At 62.2% G+C, this 18,189-nt stretch carries 18 protein-coding genes; 8 read left to right on the forward strand and 10 right to left on the reverse strand.

The window, feature by feature from the left end; translation table 11 throughout:
- Positions 1-19: 19 nt before the first annotated feature.
- The 3 genes from KGB07_RS28175 to pedF are packed head-to-tail and all read right to left on the reverse strand — an operon-like array spanning position 20 to position 2,132.
- On the reverse strand, positions 20-781 hold the full coding sequence (locus KGB07_RS28175) for a quinoprotein dehydrogenase-associated SoxYZ-like carrier (protein ID WP_223467309.1): 762 nt from the start codon (positions 779-781) through the stop codon (positions 20-22).
- Positions 782-791: 10 nt separating this feature from the next.
- Positions 792-1,667, reverse strand: coding sequence for a substrate-binding periplasmic protein (locus KGB07_RS28180; protein ID WP_046037295.1), 876 nt, complete (start codon positions 1,665-1,667; stop codon positions 792-794).
- 3 nt (positions 1,668-1,670) lie between these two features.
- Positions 1,671-2,132 (reverse strand): cytochrome c-550 PedF, encoded by a 462-nt coding sequence (gene pedF / locus KGB07_RS28185; RefSeq protein WP_046037296.1) that lies wholly within the window; start codon positions 2,130-2,132, stop codon positions 1,671-1,673.
- A gap of 210 nt (positions 2,133-2,342) precedes the next feature.
- Here pedF and KGB07_RS28190 point away from each other — a divergent pair, with 210 nt between their 5' ends.
- The 6 genes from KGB07_RS28190 (at position 2,343) to KGB07_RS28215 (ending at position 7,418) form a co-directional block, all read left to right on the forward strand.
- Positions 2,343-3,527 carry an ABC transporter substrate-binding protein gene (locus KGB07_RS28190; protein ID WP_046037297.1) on the forward strand — a complete coding sequence of 395 codons (1,185 nt, stop codon included), beginning with the start codon at positions 2,343-2,345 and terminating at the stop codon, positions 3,525-3,527.
- Between the two features lie 30 nt (positions 3,528-3,557).
- Positions 3,558-4,517, forward strand: coding sequence for a YVTN family beta-propeller repeat protein (locus tag KGB07_RS28195; protein WP_046037298.1), 960 nt, complete (start codon positions 3,558-3,560; stop codon positions 4,515-4,517).
- Positions 4,514-5,245 carry an ABC transporter ATP-binding protein gene (locus tag KGB07_RS28200; protein WP_223467311.1) on the forward strand — a complete coding sequence of 244 codons (732 nt, stop codon included), beginning with the start codon at positions 4,514-4,516 and terminating at the stop codon, positions 5,243-5,245. Before KGB07_RS28195 ends, KGB07_RS28200 begins: the two co-directional genes overlap by 4 nt.
- The gene (locus KGB07_RS28205) at positions 5,242-6,033 is read left to right on the forward strand and encodes an ABC transporter permease (protein ID WP_223467313.1); all 792 of its coding nucleotides are present in this window, start codon (positions 5,242-5,244) and stop codon (positions 6,031-6,033) included. The genes KGB07_RS28200 and KGB07_RS28205 overlap by 4 nt, the downstream gene beginning before the upstream one ends.
- 105 nt (positions 6,034-6,138) lie before the next feature.
- Entirely contained in the window at positions 6,139-6,696 is a 558-nt protein-coding gene (locus tag KGB07_RS28210; RefSeq protein ID WP_046037301.1) for a PQQ-dependent catabolism-associated CXXCW motif protein, read from the forward strand.
- Positions 6,697-6,752: 56 nt separating this feature from the next.
- Positions 6,753-7,418, forward strand: coding sequence for a response regulator transcription factor (locus KGB07_RS28215; RefSeq protein WP_223467315.1), 666 nt, complete (start codon positions 6,753-6,755; stop codon positions 7,416-7,418).
- 108 nt (positions 7,419-7,526) lie between these two features.
- Here the strand turns inward: KGB07_RS28215 and nahK are convergent, their stop codons facing one another.
- The 6 genes from nahK to KGB07_RS28245 form a co-directional block, all read right to left on the reverse strand.
- Positions 7,527-10,121, reverse strand: a complete 2,595-nt coding sequence (nahK, locus tag KGB07_RS28220) for a hybrid sensor histidine kinase/response regulator NahK/ErcS' (protein ID WP_046037304.1) — start codon at positions 10,119-10,121, stop codon at positions 7,527-7,529.
- Positions 10,090-11,247: a nitric oxide-sensing protein NosP gene (nosP, locus tag KGB07_RS28225; RefSeq protein ID WP_046037305.1), complete on the reverse strand. Its 1,158-nt coding sequence runs from the start codon at positions 11,245-11,247 to the stop codon at positions 10,090-10,092. The genes nahK and nosP overlap by 32 nt, the downstream gene beginning before the upstream one ends.
- 154 nt (positions 11,248-11,401) lie before the next feature.
- Positions 11,402-12,586: a porin gene (locus tag KGB07_RS28230; protein WP_046037306.1), complete on the reverse strand. Its 1,185-nt coding sequence runs from the start codon at positions 12,584-12,586 to the stop codon at positions 11,402-11,404.
- 209 nt (positions 12,587-12,795) lie between these two features.
- Entirely contained in the window at positions 12,796-13,602 is an 807-nt protein-coding gene (locus KGB07_RS28235) for a sulfite exporter TauE/SafE family protein (protein ID WP_223467317.1), read from the reverse strand.
- A gap of 9 nt (positions 13,603-13,611) precedes the next feature.
- Positions 13,612-14,856 (reverse strand): FAD/NAD(P)-binding oxidoreductase, encoded by a 1,245-nt coding sequence (locus KGB07_RS28240; protein ID WP_223467319.1) that lies wholly within the window; start codon positions 14,854-14,856, stop codon positions 13,612-13,614.
- Between the two features lie 78 nt (positions 14,857-14,934).
- Entirely contained in the window at positions 14,935-15,276 is a 342-nt protein-coding gene (locus tag KGB07_RS28245; RefSeq protein WP_046037309.1) for an ArsR/SmtB family transcription factor, read from the reverse strand.
- A gap of 118 nt (positions 15,277-15,394) precedes the next feature.
- Here KGB07_RS28245 and KGB07_RS28250 point away from each other — a divergent pair, with 118 nt between their 5' ends.
- On the forward strand, positions 15,395-16,258 hold the full coding sequence (locus tag KGB07_RS28250) for an MBL fold metallo-hydrolase (protein ID WP_223467321.1): 864 nt from the start codon (positions 15,395-15,397) through the stop codon (positions 16,256-16,258).
- Between the two features lie 20 nt (positions 16,259-16,278).
- Here the strand turns inward: KGB07_RS28250 and bkdR are convergent, their stop codons facing one another.
- Positions 16,279-16,767, reverse strand: a complete 489-nt coding sequence (gene bkdR / locus KGB07_RS28255) for a Bkd operon transcriptional regulator BkdR (protein ID WP_007976593.1) — start codon at positions 16,765-16,767, stop codon at positions 16,279-16,281.
- A gap of 185 nt (positions 16,768-16,952) precedes the next feature.
- Here bkdR and KGB07_RS28260 point away from each other — a divergent pair, with 185 nt between their 5' ends.
- A complete protein-coding gene (locus KGB07_RS28260) occupies positions 16,953-18,188 on the forward strand; it encodes a 3-methyl-2-oxobutanoate dehydrogenase (2-methylpropanoyl-transferring) subunit alpha (RefSeq protein ID WP_046037314.1) in 1,236 nt (411 codons plus the stop codon).
- Position 18,189: the final 1 nt, after the last annotated feature.

Below are 18,189 nucleotides of genomic sequence, written 5' to 3' on the forward strand. Positions count from 1 at the left end.
GGGGTCACGCTCCTTGGGGTCAGAGGATCGACGCATCGAACTCATTGCCGCTGTTGTCCCGTAGCAGCAGGCGCGTTTGCCCTGCCCCCTCTATGTCGAAAGCCAGGTTGGGGTTTTCGCTGACCGCGGGAAACAGCTCCAGCCGGGCCAGCACTTGCTCGTTGTGGTCGCGCAGCTCGGCATGGTTGATGAAGAATTCCGGAATGCCGCTGACCATGCCGTTGTCCATGGGATGGGCTACCTGCAAACGCAAGCGGCTGAACTCGCCCCGGGGATAGCGACCGCCGAGCACCTCGCCGATGTGCTCCTCCCAGCCTGGTTGCGTACGTACCACGCTCGGCGCGGTGCAACCACCACCCGCGGCGTCAATCAGGGTCGAACCGACATGCCACACTCCGTCGCGGGTCAACACCGCCGCGCGCAAGGGCGTGGCCTGTTCGATGCGAATGCGCAACGACAGCCACGGCAAAACCGAATTCAGCGGCTGGAAGTCGACGATTTTCGGCAACGGGTTCAGCTCTGCCCAGGCGAGGATTTTCACCACATCGCCCTTGAACGCCCGGGCGTCGATTTCCAGCGGCACCTGCCGGGCATCTTCGGCAAACGGCGGCGCCAGCAGCTTGACCCGATCATCGAAAACGAACGGCGCATTACCCAGAAACTGCTGGTGATAGAAGGCCCACATCACCGATGGCACCGGGTCTTTGCCGGGATTGATAGCGCCAGCATGTGCCGCCAGGCTTAACCAGCAGGCCAACAGACAACTCCCTCGCCATTTCATCGCCTGCTCCTTATTGATACATCTCGGGCACGTCGTATTGCAGGCCGTAATGGCCGTAGATGGTCTTCACCGAGCCCTCGCGGATCAGGCTTTCCAGTGCCTCTTCCACGGCATAGGCCAGTTGCCGGTTGCTTTCGTGCACCGCCATGCCGATTTCCCAGAGCTGCTTGCCCATGTTCGGATAGGCATTCTCCGCCAGTGCCACTTGCGGGTCGGCCGCTTCATGGACCTGCCAGTCGATTTCGCCGCGCATGGCCATCACCGCATCGACCTCACCGGCCTTCATCGCGGCAAATGCCTGGGGCACGCCCGGATAGTGATGGGTCTTGCCGGCGAGCATGCCGTTGAACACCGAAGTCAGGTAGAACGACGGCACGCTGTCGACTTCGACACCAATCGGGTGATGCTCGAACACTGCGACGCTGGCGACCTTGTCCAGCCGCCGGCGATCATAGGCCACCTGCCATTGTTCGTTCTGGTACGGCCCGAACATCACTACATGGCCATTTTCCAGTTCGCCTAGTTCGTTACGCTTCTGCGCGTAGTCACGGTCATAAGGCACGCGCATCATCAGGTCGGCCAGTTGCTGGTTGTGCAAGGCACTGGCACGCCAGATGTAATCGCGCAGATCGTCATCGAGCTTTTCCCCGGCCGGTGCCCAGATCAGTGTCAGGCGCACGCCGAGCGCCTTGGCCAGGGCCTCGGCGAGTTCGACATCGACACCCTGAGGCTTTCCGGCGCTTTCAAAGCTGTAGGGGGCGAAGTCCTTGTAGACCGCCACCTTCAGCTCCCCGGCGGCGATCATTTCGTCGTAGTTGCGAACCTGCGCCTGCGCCGCCTGGCAGCACAGCCACAGAGCGCTGATCAACACCGCGAGCAGGCGCATGGGTCACTCCTCGACGTGCACAGTGTCCAGATAAGTGCGCACCGCCCACAGGGCCTCCTGGCTCAGGTAGTCGGCCATCTTCGGCATGTACACCCGACCGTCGCGCACCGCGCCATGGCGCACCCGTTCGGCGAACCACTCATCGCCCGCCTCGCCGACATCGAGCATGCGCAAGTCGGGGGCGATACCGCCGGACTTGGCTTCCAGGCCATGACAGGCCGCGCAGTTCTGGGTGTAGGCCGAGGTGCCGATCTCCACTGCCTTGTCATGTTCCGGGGCGGTGCGATACGGGTTCACCGCGGCCCAGCCATCGGCATCGAGCTGCACACCGGCGTCCTTGATCGGGGTCAGCCCCGGGGTGGCCACGGCTTGTGGGACCACGTTGCCGTGGGCCCATACGGAACCTGCGCTGATCAAACTGACCAATAGCCCGGTCACGAGCAAGGCGTTGCGTTTTGTTTTCATTGTTATGCCCTCTGGATTGCACGCAAAACCTCTTGGCAGAGGCTATGGCAGCCATCTTAGAAACGGCATCGCACTCACCCCATGCTGCTTTGGTGGTCGCTACCTAGTCCCTTGGTAGTAAGGCGCTGGATGGACACCACCGGTACTTTCTGCATATTTCCTCAGCTTCACGGGCTACCTAAGCTGGCGCTACCTGTAATGGAGTGCCCTATGCGCCCGCTCATCCCTTACGCCCTGTTCTACCTGCTGGCGATTGCCTGCGCCGCCGGCCTGGCCACCCAGAGCCAGGCCGCCGATGCGCCCTTGCAGGTGCGGATCGGCTACCTGGGTTATCACCCCGACCCCGGCCCGCTGCTGTCCAACGTCATCCCCGAGCCCACCGATGCCGGGCTGCGCGGCGCCGAACTGGCGATCACCGACAGCAACAGCACCGGACGCTTTCTCAACCACGGCTACAGCCTGGTCAGCGCCAGCGTCGACAGTCCCGAAGCCTTGCTCGAAGCGGCAAAGGCGCAGCATGAACAGGGCCTGCGCCTGTTTGTGGTGAATGCCCCCGCGAGCAGCCTGCGCCAATTGAGTGCAGCACTGCCCGACAGCTTGCTGTTCAACGCCGGTAGCCCCGATGACAGCCTGCGCACCACCGATTGCCTGGCGAACGTGCTGCACACCTTGCCGAGCCGGGCGATGCTTGCCGATGCACTGGCGCAGTTTCTGGTGCTGCGCAAATGGCAGCGGGTGCTGCTGATTGTCGGCCCGACGCCGGACGATCAAGCCTATGCCGCCGCCCTGCGCCGCGGGGCCAAGCGCTTCGGCTTGCAACTGGTGGCGGAAAAAACCTGGAGTTTCGATAACGACCAACGCCGCAGCGCCCAGGCGGATATGCCGCTGTTCACCCAGACCGCCGAGTACGACGTGGTACTGGTGGCCGATGAACGCGGCGACTTCGGTGAATACGTGCCCTACCAGACCTGGTACCCGCGCCCGGTCGCCGGCACCCAGGGCCTGACCCCGGTGGGCTGGCACAAGACCGTGGAAACCTACGGCGCCGCGCAGCTGCAAAAACGCTTCGAAGCCCTGACCGGACGCTGGATGAATGACCGCGATTTCGCCGCCTGGATGGCCGTGCGCAGTATCGCCAGCGCCGTGAGCAAACTGCGCCAGGCCGAGCCGATGGCGATCCGTACGCTGGAAATCAGCGACCAGTTGCCCCTCGACGGTTTCAAGGGCCGCAAGCTCAGCTACCGGCCGTGGAACGGTCAGTTGCGCCAGCCGATTCCCATCGTCCAGCCCCGGGCGCTGGTCAGCACCTCACCCCAGGACGGCTTTCTGCACCCGTTCAACGAGATGGACAGCCTGGGCTACGACAAACCCGAGGTCAGCTGCCGTTTTCCCTGATCCGATAATCACAACAACAAGGAATCCGCCATGCGCCGCACCCTGCTCTCTTGCACTTTGCTGCTCGCCGCTGGCCATGCCGTTGCCAGCACTGCCTGGGTCTCCAACGAAAAGGACAACAGCCTGAGCCTGATCGACCTGCAGACCCTGCAAGTCACCGACACCCTGCCCGTCGGCCAGCGCCCCCGCGGCCTGCTGCTGTCCCATGACAACAAGCTGCTGTACATCTGCGCCAGCGACTCTGACCGGGTCCAGGTGATGGACGTGGCCACGCGCAAGATCATCAAGGAACTGCCCTCGGGTAAAGACCCCGAGCAATTTGCCCTGCACCCCAACAACCGCTGGTTGTACGTTTCCAACGAAGACGATGCGCTGGTCACGGTGATCGACACCGAGACCTCCAAGGTACTCGGCCAGATCAACGTCGGCGTCGAACCTGAAGGCATGGCCGTCAGCCCTGACGGCAAGTGGGCGGTCAACACCAGCGAGACCACCAACATGCTGCACTGGATCGACACCAGCACCCAGACCCTGGCCGACAGCACCCTGGTGGACCAGCGCCCGCGCTTCGTCGAGTTCTCCCCCGATGGCGCCCAGCTCTGGGCCTCGGCGGAAATCGGCGGCACCGTGACCATTCTCGATGTGGCCAGCCGCACCGTGCTCAAGACCCTGAACTTCCAGATCAAGGGTGTGCACCCGGACAAGGTCCAGCCGGTGGGCATCAAGCTCAGCGCCGATGGCAAGTACGGCTTCGTCGCACTCGGCCCGGCCAACCATGTGGCCGTGATCGATGCCAAGACCTTCGAGACTCTCGATTACCTGCTGGTGGGTCGACGGGTCTGGCAGATGGCGTTCACCCCGGATCAGAAGCAATTGCTGGCCACCAACGGCGTCAGCGGCGATGTCTCGGTGATCGATGTCGACAGCCTCAAGGTCAGCAAGTCGGTGAAGGTCGGGCGCTATCCCTGGGGTGTGGTGGTGACGCCATGAACGCCCTTGAAGTCAGTGATCTGAGTTTTGCCTACGGCGCCCGAGAGGCCTTGCGCAAGGTGAGTTTCAGCCTGGAGCCCGGGCGTTTCGCCGCGCTGCTGGGGCCCAACGGCGCGGGCAAGTCGACCCTGATTGCCCTGCTGACCCGGCTCTATGATCTGCAGCAAGGCGAGATCCGCATCGGTGGCTGCTCATTGCGCAGCGCGGCACGCCCGGCACTCAAGCAGATGGGTGTGGTGTTCCAGCAAAGCACCCTGGACCTGGACCTCAGCGTCGAACAGAACCTGCGTTATCACGCGGCATTGCATGGCCTGTCCCGGCGTCAGACCGACCTTCGGGTCGACGCCGAACTGGCCCGCCAGACCCTGACCGACCGCCGCCGCGAACGGGTACGCGAACTCAATGGCGGCCATCGTCGCCGGGTGGAAATTGCCCGCGCCCTGCTCCATGAGCCGCGCCTGTTGCTGCTCGATGAAGCCAGTGTCGGCCTCGACCCGGCGAGTCGCCTGGCGCTCAACCAGCACATCCGCAGCCTGTGTCGCGAGGAGAGCATCAGCGTGCTCTGGACCACCCACCTGCTCGACGAGGTGCAGCCTAGCGATGACTTGTTGATCCTGCATCAAGGCCGGCTGGTGGCCAGTGGGCAGGCCGATGCCCTGAGCCTGGAACACGGCGGTGACCTCGGTTCGGCCTTCACCCGCCTGACAACATCAGGAGCTGCCCAATGAACGCTTACTGGCAATGCTTTAGCGGTATCGTGCTGCGCGAGTGGCTGCGCTTTGTGCTGCAACGCACGCGGTTTCTCAGCGCCCTGGTGCGGCCGTTGCTGTGGTTGCTGGTGTTCGCCGCCGGTTTTCGCGCAGCGCTGGGAATCGCGATCATCGAGCCCTACGACACCTACATCCCGTACGAGGTCTACATCATTCCCGGGCTGGCCTGCATGATCCTGCTGTTCAACGGCATGCAGGGCTCACTGTCGATGGTCTACGACCGCGAGATGGGCAGCATGCGCGTGCTGCTGACCAGCCCCCTGCCCCGCACCTTTCTGCTGTGCAGCAAACTGTTGGCCACGTCGCTGATTTCGCTGTTGCAGGTGTATGCGTTCCTGGCGATTGCCTGGGTCTACGGCGTGCGGCCACCAGCCATGGGGCTGTTGCTGGCGTTGCCGGCCTTGCTGCTGGTGGCGTTGATGCTCAGCGCACTGGGCCTGTTGCTGTCGAACGCAATCCGCCAGCTGGAGAACTTTGCCGGGGTAATGAATTTCGTGATCTTCCCGCTGTTTTTCCTGTCATCGGCGCTGTATCCGCTGTGGAAGATGCGCGAAGCCAGCGAGTGGCTGTACTGGCTGTGCGCGGTGAATCCGTTTACCCATGCGGTGGAGCTGGTGCGTTTTGCCCTGTATGAACGCTTCAATCCGCTGGCACTGGCGGTGTGCACGGGGCTGACACTGCTGTTCGCGTTGCTCGCGGTACTGACCTTCAACCCGCAGCATGCGGCCTTGCGCAAGGCCGGGTAACAGGATGAAATTACTACTTTAGTACTGGTTTCCCTGTCTATCGTCGCATTCCCAAAGCCCCCCCGACTGGCATGTAATAGGTCCATAACTATAAGGACTGAACCCATGCCACGCGCCCGACGTTGCCTGTTGCGCCCTGCTTTCGCCGCCCTGTCGCTGAATCTGCTGCTGAGCACCGCGCAGGCCGACACAGCGCTGTTCTCCGCAGATGGCTATCGCATCGGCCTGTACCGCAGCCCGACGCCCGACCAGCTGCAAGGCGCAACCATCATCGACACCCCCGCCCTGCAAACCCTGCTCAATCAAACTCCGCACCCGGTGCTGATCGACGTCTACCGCCGTCAGTGGCTGCAAGGGCAATTCATCGAAGACCAGCCCCATGAAAACCTGCCCGGCAGCCATTGGCTGGCCAATACCGGGGATGGCGACCTGACGCCGCAATGGCAGGACTATTTCGCCACCAACCTGAAAAAGCTGACCGCCGGCGACCCGACGCAACCGCTGGTCTTCTACTGCCGCTCCGACTGCTGGTTGAGCTGGAATGCGGTCAAGCGCGCAGCCACCATGGGCTATAAGACTCTGTATTGGTATCGCGATGGCCTGGATGCCTGGCAAGCGGCCAATCTGCCGGTTTCGCCAGCCCGGCCCGAACCCTTTCCCTGAGCTTTACGCGTGCGTGTTGTTGCCACACCATAATCAAAATAATGAGGTGAAAGGCCATGTACAAAATCCTGATTGCCGACGATCACCCGCTGTTTCGCGAAGCCATTCACAACGTCATCAGCGACGGTTTTGCCGGCAGCGAAGTGATGGAAACCGCCGACCTGGACAGCGCCCTGGCCCTGACCCAGGAACACGATGACCTGGACCTGATCCTGCTCGACCTGAACATGCCCGGCATGCACGGGCTCAATGGCCTGATCAACCTGCGTAACGAAGCGCCGACCATTCCCGTGGTGATCGTCTCCGCCGAGCAAGACAAGCAGATCGTGCTGCAAGCCATCACCTATGGTGCGGTGGGTTTCATCACCAAGTCGTCACCCCGCACCCAGATGACCGATGCGATCCAGCAGATTCTCAATGGCAATGTCTACCTGCCTCCGGACATCATCCGCACCGGCAAAAGCAGCACCCACCGGCGGATGAACGACACCCCGAGCTTCCCGCCCGAACTGCTCCAGGCCCTGACCCGCAAGCAACTGCAGGTGCTGGAACGCATGACCAAGGGCGAATCGAACAAGCAGATCGCCTACACCCTGGAAATCGCCGAGACCACGGTCAAGGCCCACGTCTCGGCGATCCTGCGCAAGCTCAACGTGCACAACCGGGTGCAGGCGATCCTGAGTGCCGGGGATATTGATTTCGGGTCTTATCTGCGGCGTTGATTCAAGACCGCGGCGCCTCCATCGCGAGCAGGCTCACTCCTACAGGGACAGCGATGTACCTGTAGGAGTGAGCCTGCTCGCGATAGCGGTGGTGAAAACGTCGAGATATCAAGGCCGGTCGAGTAGATGACTCATCGCCGTCTTCAGCTTCATCGGCCGCACCGGCTTGTGCATCAGGGTGTGGCCCAGTTCGCGGATCTGCAGCTTGAGTTCATTGCTGTAGTTGGCGGTGATCATCATCGCCGGAATCGGTGAAGCACGACGGGCATTGATTCTTGCCACCGCATCGACACCGTTCTGATCGTTGTCCAGGTGGTAGTCGGCGATCAGCAGGTCGGCCTCGGCGTGGTAGTTGTCCACTTGCCGCGCCAGGTCCTCCTCCGACAGCGCCGTCACCACCCGACACCCCCATCCCTCCAGCAAGGTGCGCATGCCGGCACAGATGGTCGCGTCGTTGTCCAGCACCCATATCCGCGCACCCCGCAGGCGCTCAAGCATCGGCTCGCTCATCTGCAACGCCGGCGGCGGTGTCGGCGCGGTGGCGCTCAAAGGCACTTCGACCGAAAACATCGAGCCCCGGCCCGGCCACGAGCGCACATGAATGGGATGCCCGAGGATGCCGGCGATCTTCTCGACAATCGCCAGGCCCAGGCCCAGACCGCGATCCTGATCGGGGCGCTGCACATCGCCGCGCTTGAACTCCTGGAAAATCTCCTCCAGGCGATGCTCGGCAATGCCCATGCCGCTGTCCCAGACTTCGATCGTCAGGCACTGATGATGCCGCCGGCAACCGAGCACCACGCGACCACTGTAGGTATAGCGAATCGCATTGCTCAGCAGATTGCGCAGAATCCGCGCCAGCAGCTGGATGTCGCTGCGCACCAGCGCCGAACAGCCGATGAAGTGCAGTTGCAGGCCTTCACTGCGCGCCACCTGGGTGTATTCGGCGGCCAGGTTGTCCAGCAGTTCACTGAGGGCGAACGGCGCAATGTCGGCCTTGATCACCCCCGCATCGAGCTTGGAAATGTCCACCAGGGTGCCAAGCAGGTTCTCCACGTCTTCCAGGGAATTGCTCACGTTGCGCACCAGAATCTCGCTGGACATCGGCTCGCGCCGTTCCAGCAAGGCACTGGTAAACAGGCGCGCGGCATTCAACGGTTGCAGCAGGTCGTGGCTGACGGCGGCGAGGAACTTGGTCTTCGACAGGTTGGCCTGCTCGGCTTCCTGCTTGGCTTCGCGCAAGCGTGACTCGACCAGCCGACGCTCATCGATCTCGCGCAACAACTGATCGTTGAGGGTGGTCAGTTCCGCCGTGCGCTCGCGTACCCGCAGCTCAAGGTTCTGATACGCCTGATGCAGCGCCTCGGCGGTGCGGCGGCGTTCAGTGATGTCGCGGATCAGCACGAAAATCCCCACCACCTCGCCACTGGCCAGACGGTTGGGCACATAGGAGCGCAGCATGTAGCGCTCCTGGTTGTTGACGTTGGTTTCGGCGAACTCGAAGGTCACGCTCTCGCCGGCCAGCGCCCTGGCCACGTAGGACTCCAGGCGCTGGTAATGCTGCTCGCTGTGCACTTCGCGCAGGCTCTGGCCGAGCATCACGCCGCGGGGCCAGCAGTACCATTCTTCGTAGACCTTGTTGGTGAACTCGTAGACCAGGTCGGCATTGAGGTAGGCAATCAATGCCGGTACGTGATCGGTGATCAGGCGAATCCAGTGTTCGCTTTCACTCAGCGCTTCGGCGTGCTGGTAGCGTTCGGTGATGTCGGTGAAGGTGTTGACGAAACCGCCGGTGGGTAACGGATGGGTGCGGATTTCCAGGACCCGGCCATCGTACAGGCGCTGTTCGCACTCGCGGACCGGTCGCCCGTTGCTATCGCGGCTGGCCGGGGTCAGCAGGTTCAACTCGCTGTCGGCGATCACTTCGGCAAACGGGCGATGGGCAGCCACCGGCGCCAGACCGCTCAACTCCAGGAAACGCCGGTTCCACAACTCCAGGATGCCTTCGGCGCTGACCATCGCCACCCCTTGGGACAGGTTGTCGACCGCCCGTTGCAACAGGTGCGACTTCTGCGCCACCGCCTGCTCACGGCGCATGGTTTCGCTGAGTTTGACGTCGGTAATGTCGGTGAACAGGATCACCCGCCCCCCTTCCTGGGTCGGCCGCTCGCTGACCTGCAGCCAGCGCCCGTTCTGCAGGCGGTACAGCAGGTTTTCGTCGGCATGCCCCCGAGGCTCTTCGGTGAACAGGCCGTTGTTCATCATCAATCGCTTGACCTCGGTCAGGCGCATGCCGGCATTGATCCGCACCCGGCTGTTGCTCCAGAACGCCTTGAAGCGACTGTTGAACAGTACGATGCGCTGCTCTGCATCGAACAGCACGAAGGCGTCGGAAATGCTTTCGATGGCATCGATCAGGTGTTGATGCGCCGTTTCCGCGCGCAGGCGGGCTTCGCTGAGCAGATGATTACCGGCCTTGAGTTCGGCCATGGCCTGGTTCAGGGCATCGGTGCGTTCGCGCACTTGCTCGGCCAGCACCACCGAATGCTGGAATGCCGCGTACGGATCGTTGCCGCGGGTCCCCCCGGACTCGACCCGTTCGATCAGCGCGCCATTGATGCGTTGCAGTTTATGGTTTTCCAGGCGCAGCCTGGCCAGTTCGGCCTGCAGCTCAGCGATGTCCTGGGGCACGGCCTCGGGCAATGGCAACGCCGGTGAAGGTCTGGTTGATGTGCATGCCATTGAACTGTTCTCCATAGGTGTTGAAACCCATCACCCGTTGCTCACGCAAAAACGTGCCGATCTGATCAAGACTGCCGTCGTCTTCGAGTTCCAGACGCCGCAGGAAACAGTCACAACCGATGGTCAGCAGCAAATCGCCCAGGCGTTCCTGCAACCCCTCGAACAGGCTCTGCAGGTTCGGCAGCATCGGCCCCGGGGTCATGGCGGTGAGGACGATGCCGTTTTCCACGGCGCAGTAGAAACTCAGGCTCAGGTCTGGATGCACCTGCTGGATGGCCCGCACGTAGTACTGCTGGTTGATCCGCACCGCCAACGGGTGCGCGGCGAAGACCCGGTGATCGAGCTGCGCCACCGGCACGCCGATGTGCCGGGCGTACTCGGCGGCGGCCGGCTCGGCATTGAGTTCGAAGACCCGGCGCAAGGTGCTGTCGGCCCCGGTGACCACCAGCTTTTCGGCGCGGGGCAGCACGTGGTGGGTGGTGAACACTTCGAAATCCAGCCAGGTATTGACCAGCACCACCACGGCCGCGCCGCTGTGGAACTCGCCATCGAAGTACACATGGGTATGGGTCAGGTAGTTATCGTCGCCGGCCGAGCCGCCGAAATGCGGAATGTCGCCCAATGCCGCGCTCAAGGCGGCCAGGACCATTTCTTCGCGGCTGGACAGGCCATCGAGCAGGGTCAGGGCAAAGCTGTTGCCCTTGATCGGTGCCAGGGTGTTGCTGCGACAGCCACTGACCAGGCGCTCGACCATTTGCTGGGCGTCGATCAGGCTGAAGTGCTCCATCTGGTCGATCAGCTCGACCGCGATGGAAAAGTGCCGATGATCAAAGCCGACCGCTGTCACGCAATTGCGTCCGTAGCCCAGCGGGGTTATTTCTCCGGCGCTGGTGCAACCCGCCAGGCGAATGCCGCCGAAGCTTTGCTCCAAGGCCTGGCCCAGCGCCTGCAAGTCGTACTCGGCGGAACAGAAGAACAGCACGAACCCCAGGTGCGGATGCAACAACTGTCGTGCCAGTTCCTGCGCGACCTGCCGGGCATCGGTGGCCTGGGACATTGCGCTGACGACGCCATTGCTCTGCTGCATCCTTACCTCCCGCAGGTGCGTGTGTATGAGGCACGAGTGTACGAAGTCTGCGGGGTGCGACGAATGCTACTTGGGTAGCGGGTAGCCGCTTCGATGGGATGAGACGGTTGGCGACCCTCGCCGCGATGCGCACGGCCAGGGCCACCTCCCGGGGTTACCAGGTCAGCACCGCGCCCACGGCAAAGGTGTCGGTGTTTTCGTTCTGCTCGTTGGTGTCGTGGCCGTTGATTTCGAACTGGTTGTACTCGGCCACCAGCTTGAGGTTGTCGTTCACGTCATGGAACAACGCGATGCCGCGGGTCTCGTAGTCCGCGCCGCTGCCGACCACGCCGTTGCCATCGTCATTGGTCTTGCCGTAGGACAAGGCCAGGCGGTTCTTGCCCAGTTTGTAGGAGCCCTGCAACAGGTAGCCGTCGCTGTCGACGTTGCGCAGGGTCGGCTCGCCGGCATTGTTGGTGAAAAACGGGTTGATGCCCTTGGCCTGGAAGCCGGACCCGGTGAGGGACAAGCCGCCCATCTTCGCCTGCACGCCATAACCGACACCTTTGGAGGTGACGGTCTCGACCGTGGAATCGGTGTTGTCCGAGGTCTGGTAGCTGCCGTTGACCCAGCTGTAGATCTTTGCCCCGGCCAGGTCGAACTGATAGGTGACTTCGCTCTCGGTACGCGGGTTTTCCTGATAGGCCTTGCCCGTCGGGCTGCTGTCGTTGGTGTCCACCGGGTCCATGATGCCGACCGCCACGCGCAGTCCGTCCATCACCGGGGTGCGATAGGTGATCTGCGAGGTCGGGAACGGGTACGGGTAACCGGTGCCGATGTTGCCGAACGACACCCCGCCGCCATCCACCAGCCCCAACGTATCGCTGACCTGACCGTAACCGGCGAGCATTTCGTCGAGCAGGATGTTGGAGCGGGCGAACAGCCCGAAGTCCTTGCCGATCAGCACTTCGCCCCATTCCGGGTTGGCCACGGTGCCGTAGAACTGCCGCACATCAATGGCGGTGTCGGTGCCGTTGGTTTGGCTGTCGTTGATGGTGACCCAGAACGAGGCACGGGCGCCGAGCTTGAGATCGTCTACCTGCTTGCCCATGTTGAACCCCAGGTAGTTGGGCAGGAACCCCATCTTGACCCGGGCCTGTCGACGGTCGAACTGATCGCCGGCGCGGTCGACATCGCTGTTCACGTAGAAGGCGTTGATGTAGCCGTCGGTGGAGAACGTGGTCTGGTCCTTGTCGTACAGCATGATATCCGCCTCGGCCACCTGGCTCAGGCCAAAGGCAGACAGGCTGGCGATAATGGCAGGCAGAAAACGATGCGTGACGTTCTTATTGTTGTGCATGGCGCGCTCCGAAACGGGGGACTGAGTGTCGGAGGCGATTATCGAAACCAGACCGGCGGCGCCATACGCTGCCTTGGGGCTGGTTTTCAGGTGCTTTGGATGGGCCGGCGGTGCGCGACCACTATGGCGTAAGACCGCTGGTCGGCGAGGCTCGCCACTTAGGGTGTAGGCCTGTGGACCCCAGTGGCGTCCACAGGAACCGGTACCGGCTAGGCGTTGGCCCGAAACAGCATGTAGGCGGCGACCACGACGCAGATGCTGGCGAACCCGACCTGCAACGCCCGCGCCGGCACCCGGGCGCAGAGCTTGCGACCGATGATCATGCCGACGATGCTGGAGACGATGAAGGCAATGCCCGAACCGTCGATGCGCACCCCGGCATGGAAGGCGCCGATCACACCGATGGCAGAAATCAGGCTGATCACCATCAGCGACGTGGCAACGATCCCACGCATCTGCACGTCGGTCAGCTGCTTGAAGGCCGGGACGATCAGAAAACCACCGCCCACCCCCAGCAATCCTGAGACTACGCCAGTCACCGCCCCGAGCGCGGCGAGGGTCGCGGTGCATTTGGCGGTCCAGGAAAAGCGCCCGGTCTGTTGATCGAGCATGCAGTTCTTCTGGCCCCAGTTGGCCTGACCGTGATCGCTGGGGCCCCCGTCCTTGCGCTCGCGGCGCAACATCCGCCCGGCCACCACGACCATCAGCAGGCTGAACAGGATCATCAGGATTTTTTCCGGCAACTGGTGGGCAAAGTAGATGCCCACCGGCGAAAACACCGCTCCGAGCGCGGCGATCAGCAGCGCCGCGCGATAACGCACCAGGCCATGGCGCAAGCCGTCGATGGCACCCACCGCTGCCGCACTGCCCACTGCAAACAACGCCACCGGAGCGGCCTGGGTCATGCTCCAGCCCAACCCCAACACCAGCGCCGGGACCGCAAGGATACCGCCGCCGGCGCCAGTCAAGCCGAGCACCAACCCCATCACTACACCAAACAGACTTGCCAGCAACATAGGGAGTTCTCAGTCGACCTTGGTCACACGTGTCAGCCACTCGCGGCCCTTGAGCATGCCGTTCCAGTAGAACCACGGTAGCAGTGTCGCCTTCAGCCACCACGCCGAGCGGCGCGGGATCGTCGGGTCAAGGGGAAAGGTCGGCAGCAACTTGCCCGCGTACCCGAACTCGGCAAGGATCACCTTGCCCTTCTCCACCGTCAGCGGGCAGGAGCCATAGCCGTCGTACTTCAACGGCAGCGGCTGTTGCTTGCGCAAGGCCAGCAGGTTTTCGGCCACCACCACGATCTGCTTGCGCACCGCCGCGGCGGTTTTCGCATTGGTGGTGCCGCAGATATCACCCAGCGCGAAGACGCCGGGATAACGCGGATGCTGCAGGCTGTGGGGGTCGACTTCGCACCAGCCGGCGGCGTCGGCCAGCGGACTGCGGGCAACGAAATCCGGGGCCACCTGAGGCGGCACGACATGCAGCAGGTCAAAGGACTTTGCCTGGCGCGTGACATTGCCATCGGCATCCCTGACGTCGAACCACGCGGTTTTCGCCGGGCCGTCGACCTTGACCAGGTTCGAGTTGAACGCCAACCGGGCTTTGTACTTCTCGATGTACTTCATCAGTGGCGGGACAAAGGTCGCCACCCCAAACAGCGCCGCGCCCGCGAGATTGAATTCGACGTCGATGTTGTCCAGCACACCGGTCTTGCGCCAGTGATCGCAGGACAGATACAGCGCCTTTTGTGGCGCTCCGGCACATTTGATCGGCATGGCCGGCTGGGTGAACAGCACCTTGCCGCCGCGCAATTTCTGCACCTGATCCCAGGTGTAGGTCGCGTGCCGGTAGCTGTAATTGGAAGTCACGCCGTGCTGGCCGAGGGTGTCCTCCAGTCCTTCGATTTTCTCCCAGGCCAGGCGCAGGCCGGGGCAGACCACCAGGTTTTGATAGCTGACCGTGCGCGCGTCACCGAGGGTGAGTTGGCGCTTGTCGGGATCGATGCCCGTCACGGCAGCCTGCAGCCAATGAGCCCCGCGCGGCATCACCGACGCCATCGGCCGCACGGTGTTTTCCACGTTGTAGGCACCACCGCCGACCAGTGTCCAGGCCGGTTGATAGTAGTGCCGGGAGTCGGGTTCGATCACGGTGATGTTCAGATGCGGGCTACGCTTGAGCAGGCTGGCGACAAAGCCGATGCCCGCCGTGCCGCCGCCGATGACCACGATATCTGCACTGATGGATGGGCCCCAGTGTTGATCGTTCATTGCTTGTTCCTTTTGCTGCACGCAAGGATTGATGCTAGTCGAAACGAAATCTCATTGGATTGGTGTGCTGGCTTGCATTCAGGGTTGAATCCAGCTTTTTAGCACCGCCCCGCAATAAAGCCCGGAGAGGGTTTTCATCACCTGGATCACTTCGTGACTGGCGAGACCGTAAAAAATGTACTTGCCTTCACGACGGGTGGCGACCAGTCCTTCATCGCGCAGGATCCCCAATTGCTGGGACAGGGTCGGTTGGCGCACGCCGGTCATTTTTTCCAGCTCGCCTACGTTGCGTTCGCCCTGAGTCAGCTGGCACAGGATCAACAGGCGATCCTCATTGGCCAGGGCCTTGAGCAGCGCACAGGCCTTGGAGGCCGAGGCGCGCAGTTGGGCGACTTCACATTCGGTCAGAATGGATTGCATTTGCAGGATGCCTTCAATGTCACTTAAGCTGTAAACATTATGTTTAAATATATAATGTTGCAACCCACGGCTGAAATTTCGCCGTCTTGCTTTTCCTACCCTGCACAGGTTCGTGTCCATGCCCGCGCTGATTGAAGCTTTCCTCGACCCCGCCTCCTCGACCTACAGCTACGTGGTCTACGAGGCCGATGGCGGGCAGTGTGCGATTGTCGATCCGGTGCTCGACTACGACGCCGCCGCCGGGCGTACCGCGACCACCCAGGCCGACAGGATCATCGCCTTCGTCCGCGCCCGTCAGTTGCAAGTGCAATGGCTGCTGGAAACCCACGCCCATGCCGATCACCTGTCCGCCGCGCCGTATCTGCGTAGGGAGCTTGGCGGCAAAATCGCCATTGGCGAGTCCATCAGCAAGGTCCAGGACGTGTTCAAGGCGCTGTTCAATCTGGAGCCATCCTTTCGCGTCGACGGTTCCCAGTTCGATCAGCTGTTCGCCCCCAACGAATCGTTCATGATCGGCAACCTCAAGGCGACCGCCCTGCACGTGCCCGGCCATACCCCGGCGGACATGGCCTACCTGATCGACGCAGATGTAATTCTGGTGGGCGATACGATGTTCATGCCCGACGTCGGCTCTGCCCGTTGTGACTTCCCCGGCGGCAATGCCAACCAGATGTTTGCCTCGATCCAGAAACTGCTGGCCTTCCCCGCCAGCGTGCGCCTGTACGTCTGCCACGACTACCCGCCCGAGGGACGCGCGTCCGAATGCATGACCACCGTCGGTGAACAGCGCAAACACAACATTCACGTACGCGACGGTATCGACGAAAACGCCTTCGTGGAAATGCGCACCCGGCGCGATGCAGGGTTGGGGATGCCGACACTGTTGCTGCCGGCGATCCAGGTGAACGTACGGGCGGGGAATTTGCCGCCAGCCGAGGACAACGGCGTGACCTACCTGAAAATCCCGATCAACAAGCTCTAAAGGCTGCGATCTTTTGACCTTCAATTACCCAGGGTCAACCCATTGGCCGGCAACGGCAGCGCGGTCTTGTATCGCACCTGCTTGAGCGCAAAGCTCGACCGGATGTTCGCCACCCCCGGCACCTTGGTCAGAAAGTCCATCATGAAGCGTTCCAGCGACTGGATGGTCGGCACCAGCACCCGGATCAGATAGTCCGGGTCGCCGGCCATCAGGTAGCACTCCATCACTTCGGGGCGATCGGAAATCGCCTCTTCGAAATGCTGCAACGCCTCCTCCACCTGTTTCTCCAGGCTGACGTGAATGAACACGTTCACATGCAGCCCCAGCAGGTCGGCATCAAGCAGCGTCACTTGCTCGCGAATCACCCCCAGTTCTTCCATGGCCTTGACCCGGTTGAAGCACGGGGTCGGCGACAGGTTCACCGAACGCGCGAGGTCGGCGTTGGTGATGCGCGCATTCTCCTGAAGGCTGTTGAGAATGCCGATGTCGGTACGGTCCAGTTTGCGCATGAGACAAAACCACCTGTTTTTTGTGTTTATGCAGGTTTTTTATCTGCAAATGATCTTTAGCGCAACGAAACAGAGAGAAATATTCTTCTTGGCCGGGCCTATGATTGTTGTAGGACAAGATTTCTTCTACCGAACGAAATCTGTCAGCTCACTACAAGAAATTCACAAGATCGAGCGTAGAAGCCATGACCCAAGCGTATGAACCGCTGCGCCTGCACGTCCCCGAACCCTCGGGCCGTCCCGGCTGTAAAACCGACTTCTCCTACCTGCATCTGACCGATGCCGGCACGGTGCGCAAACCCCAAATCGACGTTGAACCGGCTGACACGGCTGACCTGGCCCGTGGCCTGATTCGCGTGCTCGACGACCAGGGCAATGCCCTCGGTCCCTGGGCCGAAGGCGTCTCTAGCGAGATCCTGCGCAAGGGCATGCGTGCCATGCTCAAGACCCGCATCTACGATAACCGCATGGTGGTCGCCCAGCGTCAGAAAAAGATGTCGTTCTACATGCAGAGCCTTGGCGAAGAAGCCATCGGCAGCGCCCAGGCCCTGGCCCTGAACATCGACGACATGTGTTTCCCGACCTACCGCCAGCAAAGCATCCTGATGGCCCGCGACGTTCCGTTGGTCGGCCTGATCTGCCAGCTGCTGTCCAACGAGCGCGATCCGCTCAAGGGGCGTCAGTTGCCAATCATGTACTCGGTCAAGGAATCCGGTTTTTTCACCATCTCCGGCAACCTCGCCACCCAGTTCGTGCAAGCCGTGGGCTGGGGCATGGCCTCGGCGATCAAGGGCGACACCAAAATCGCTTCGGCGTGGATCGGCGACGGCGCCACCGCCGAGTCGGACTTCCACACCGCCCTGACGTTCGCCCACGTGTACCGCGCGCCGGTGATCCTCAACGTGGTCAATAACCAGTGGGCGATCTCCACCTTCCAGGCGATTGCCGGTGGTGAAGCGACCACCTTCGCCGGTCGTGGCGTCGGTTGCGGCATTGCCTCCCTGCGGGTTGATGGCAACGATTTCTACGCGGTCTACGCCGCCTCTGCCTGGGCCGCCGAACGCGCACGCCGCGGCCTCGGCCCGACCATGATCGAATGGGTCACCTACCGCGCCGGCCCGCATTCGACCTCCGATGATCCGTCGAAATACCGTCCGGCCGATGACTGGAGCCACTTTCCGCTGGGTGATCCGATCGCGCGCCTCAAGCAGCACCTGATCAAGACCGGTCACTGGTCCGAAGAGGAACACACCGCGGTCAGCGCCGAGCTCGAAGCCGAAGTGATCGCAGCACAGAAAGAAGCCGAACAGTACGGCACCCTCGCCGGCGGCCAGATTCCGAGCGCCGCGACCATGTTCGAAGACGTCTACAAAGAGATGCCGGAGCACTTGAAGCGCCAGCGTCAAGAGTTGGGGATCTGAC

It is taken from the genome of Pseudomonas sp. GL-RE-26 (genome assembly GCF_019956275.1).
Lineage (GTDB): Bacteria > Pseudomonadota > Gammaproteobacteria > Pseudomonadales > Pseudomonadaceae > Aquipseudomonas > Aquipseudomonas grandcourensis.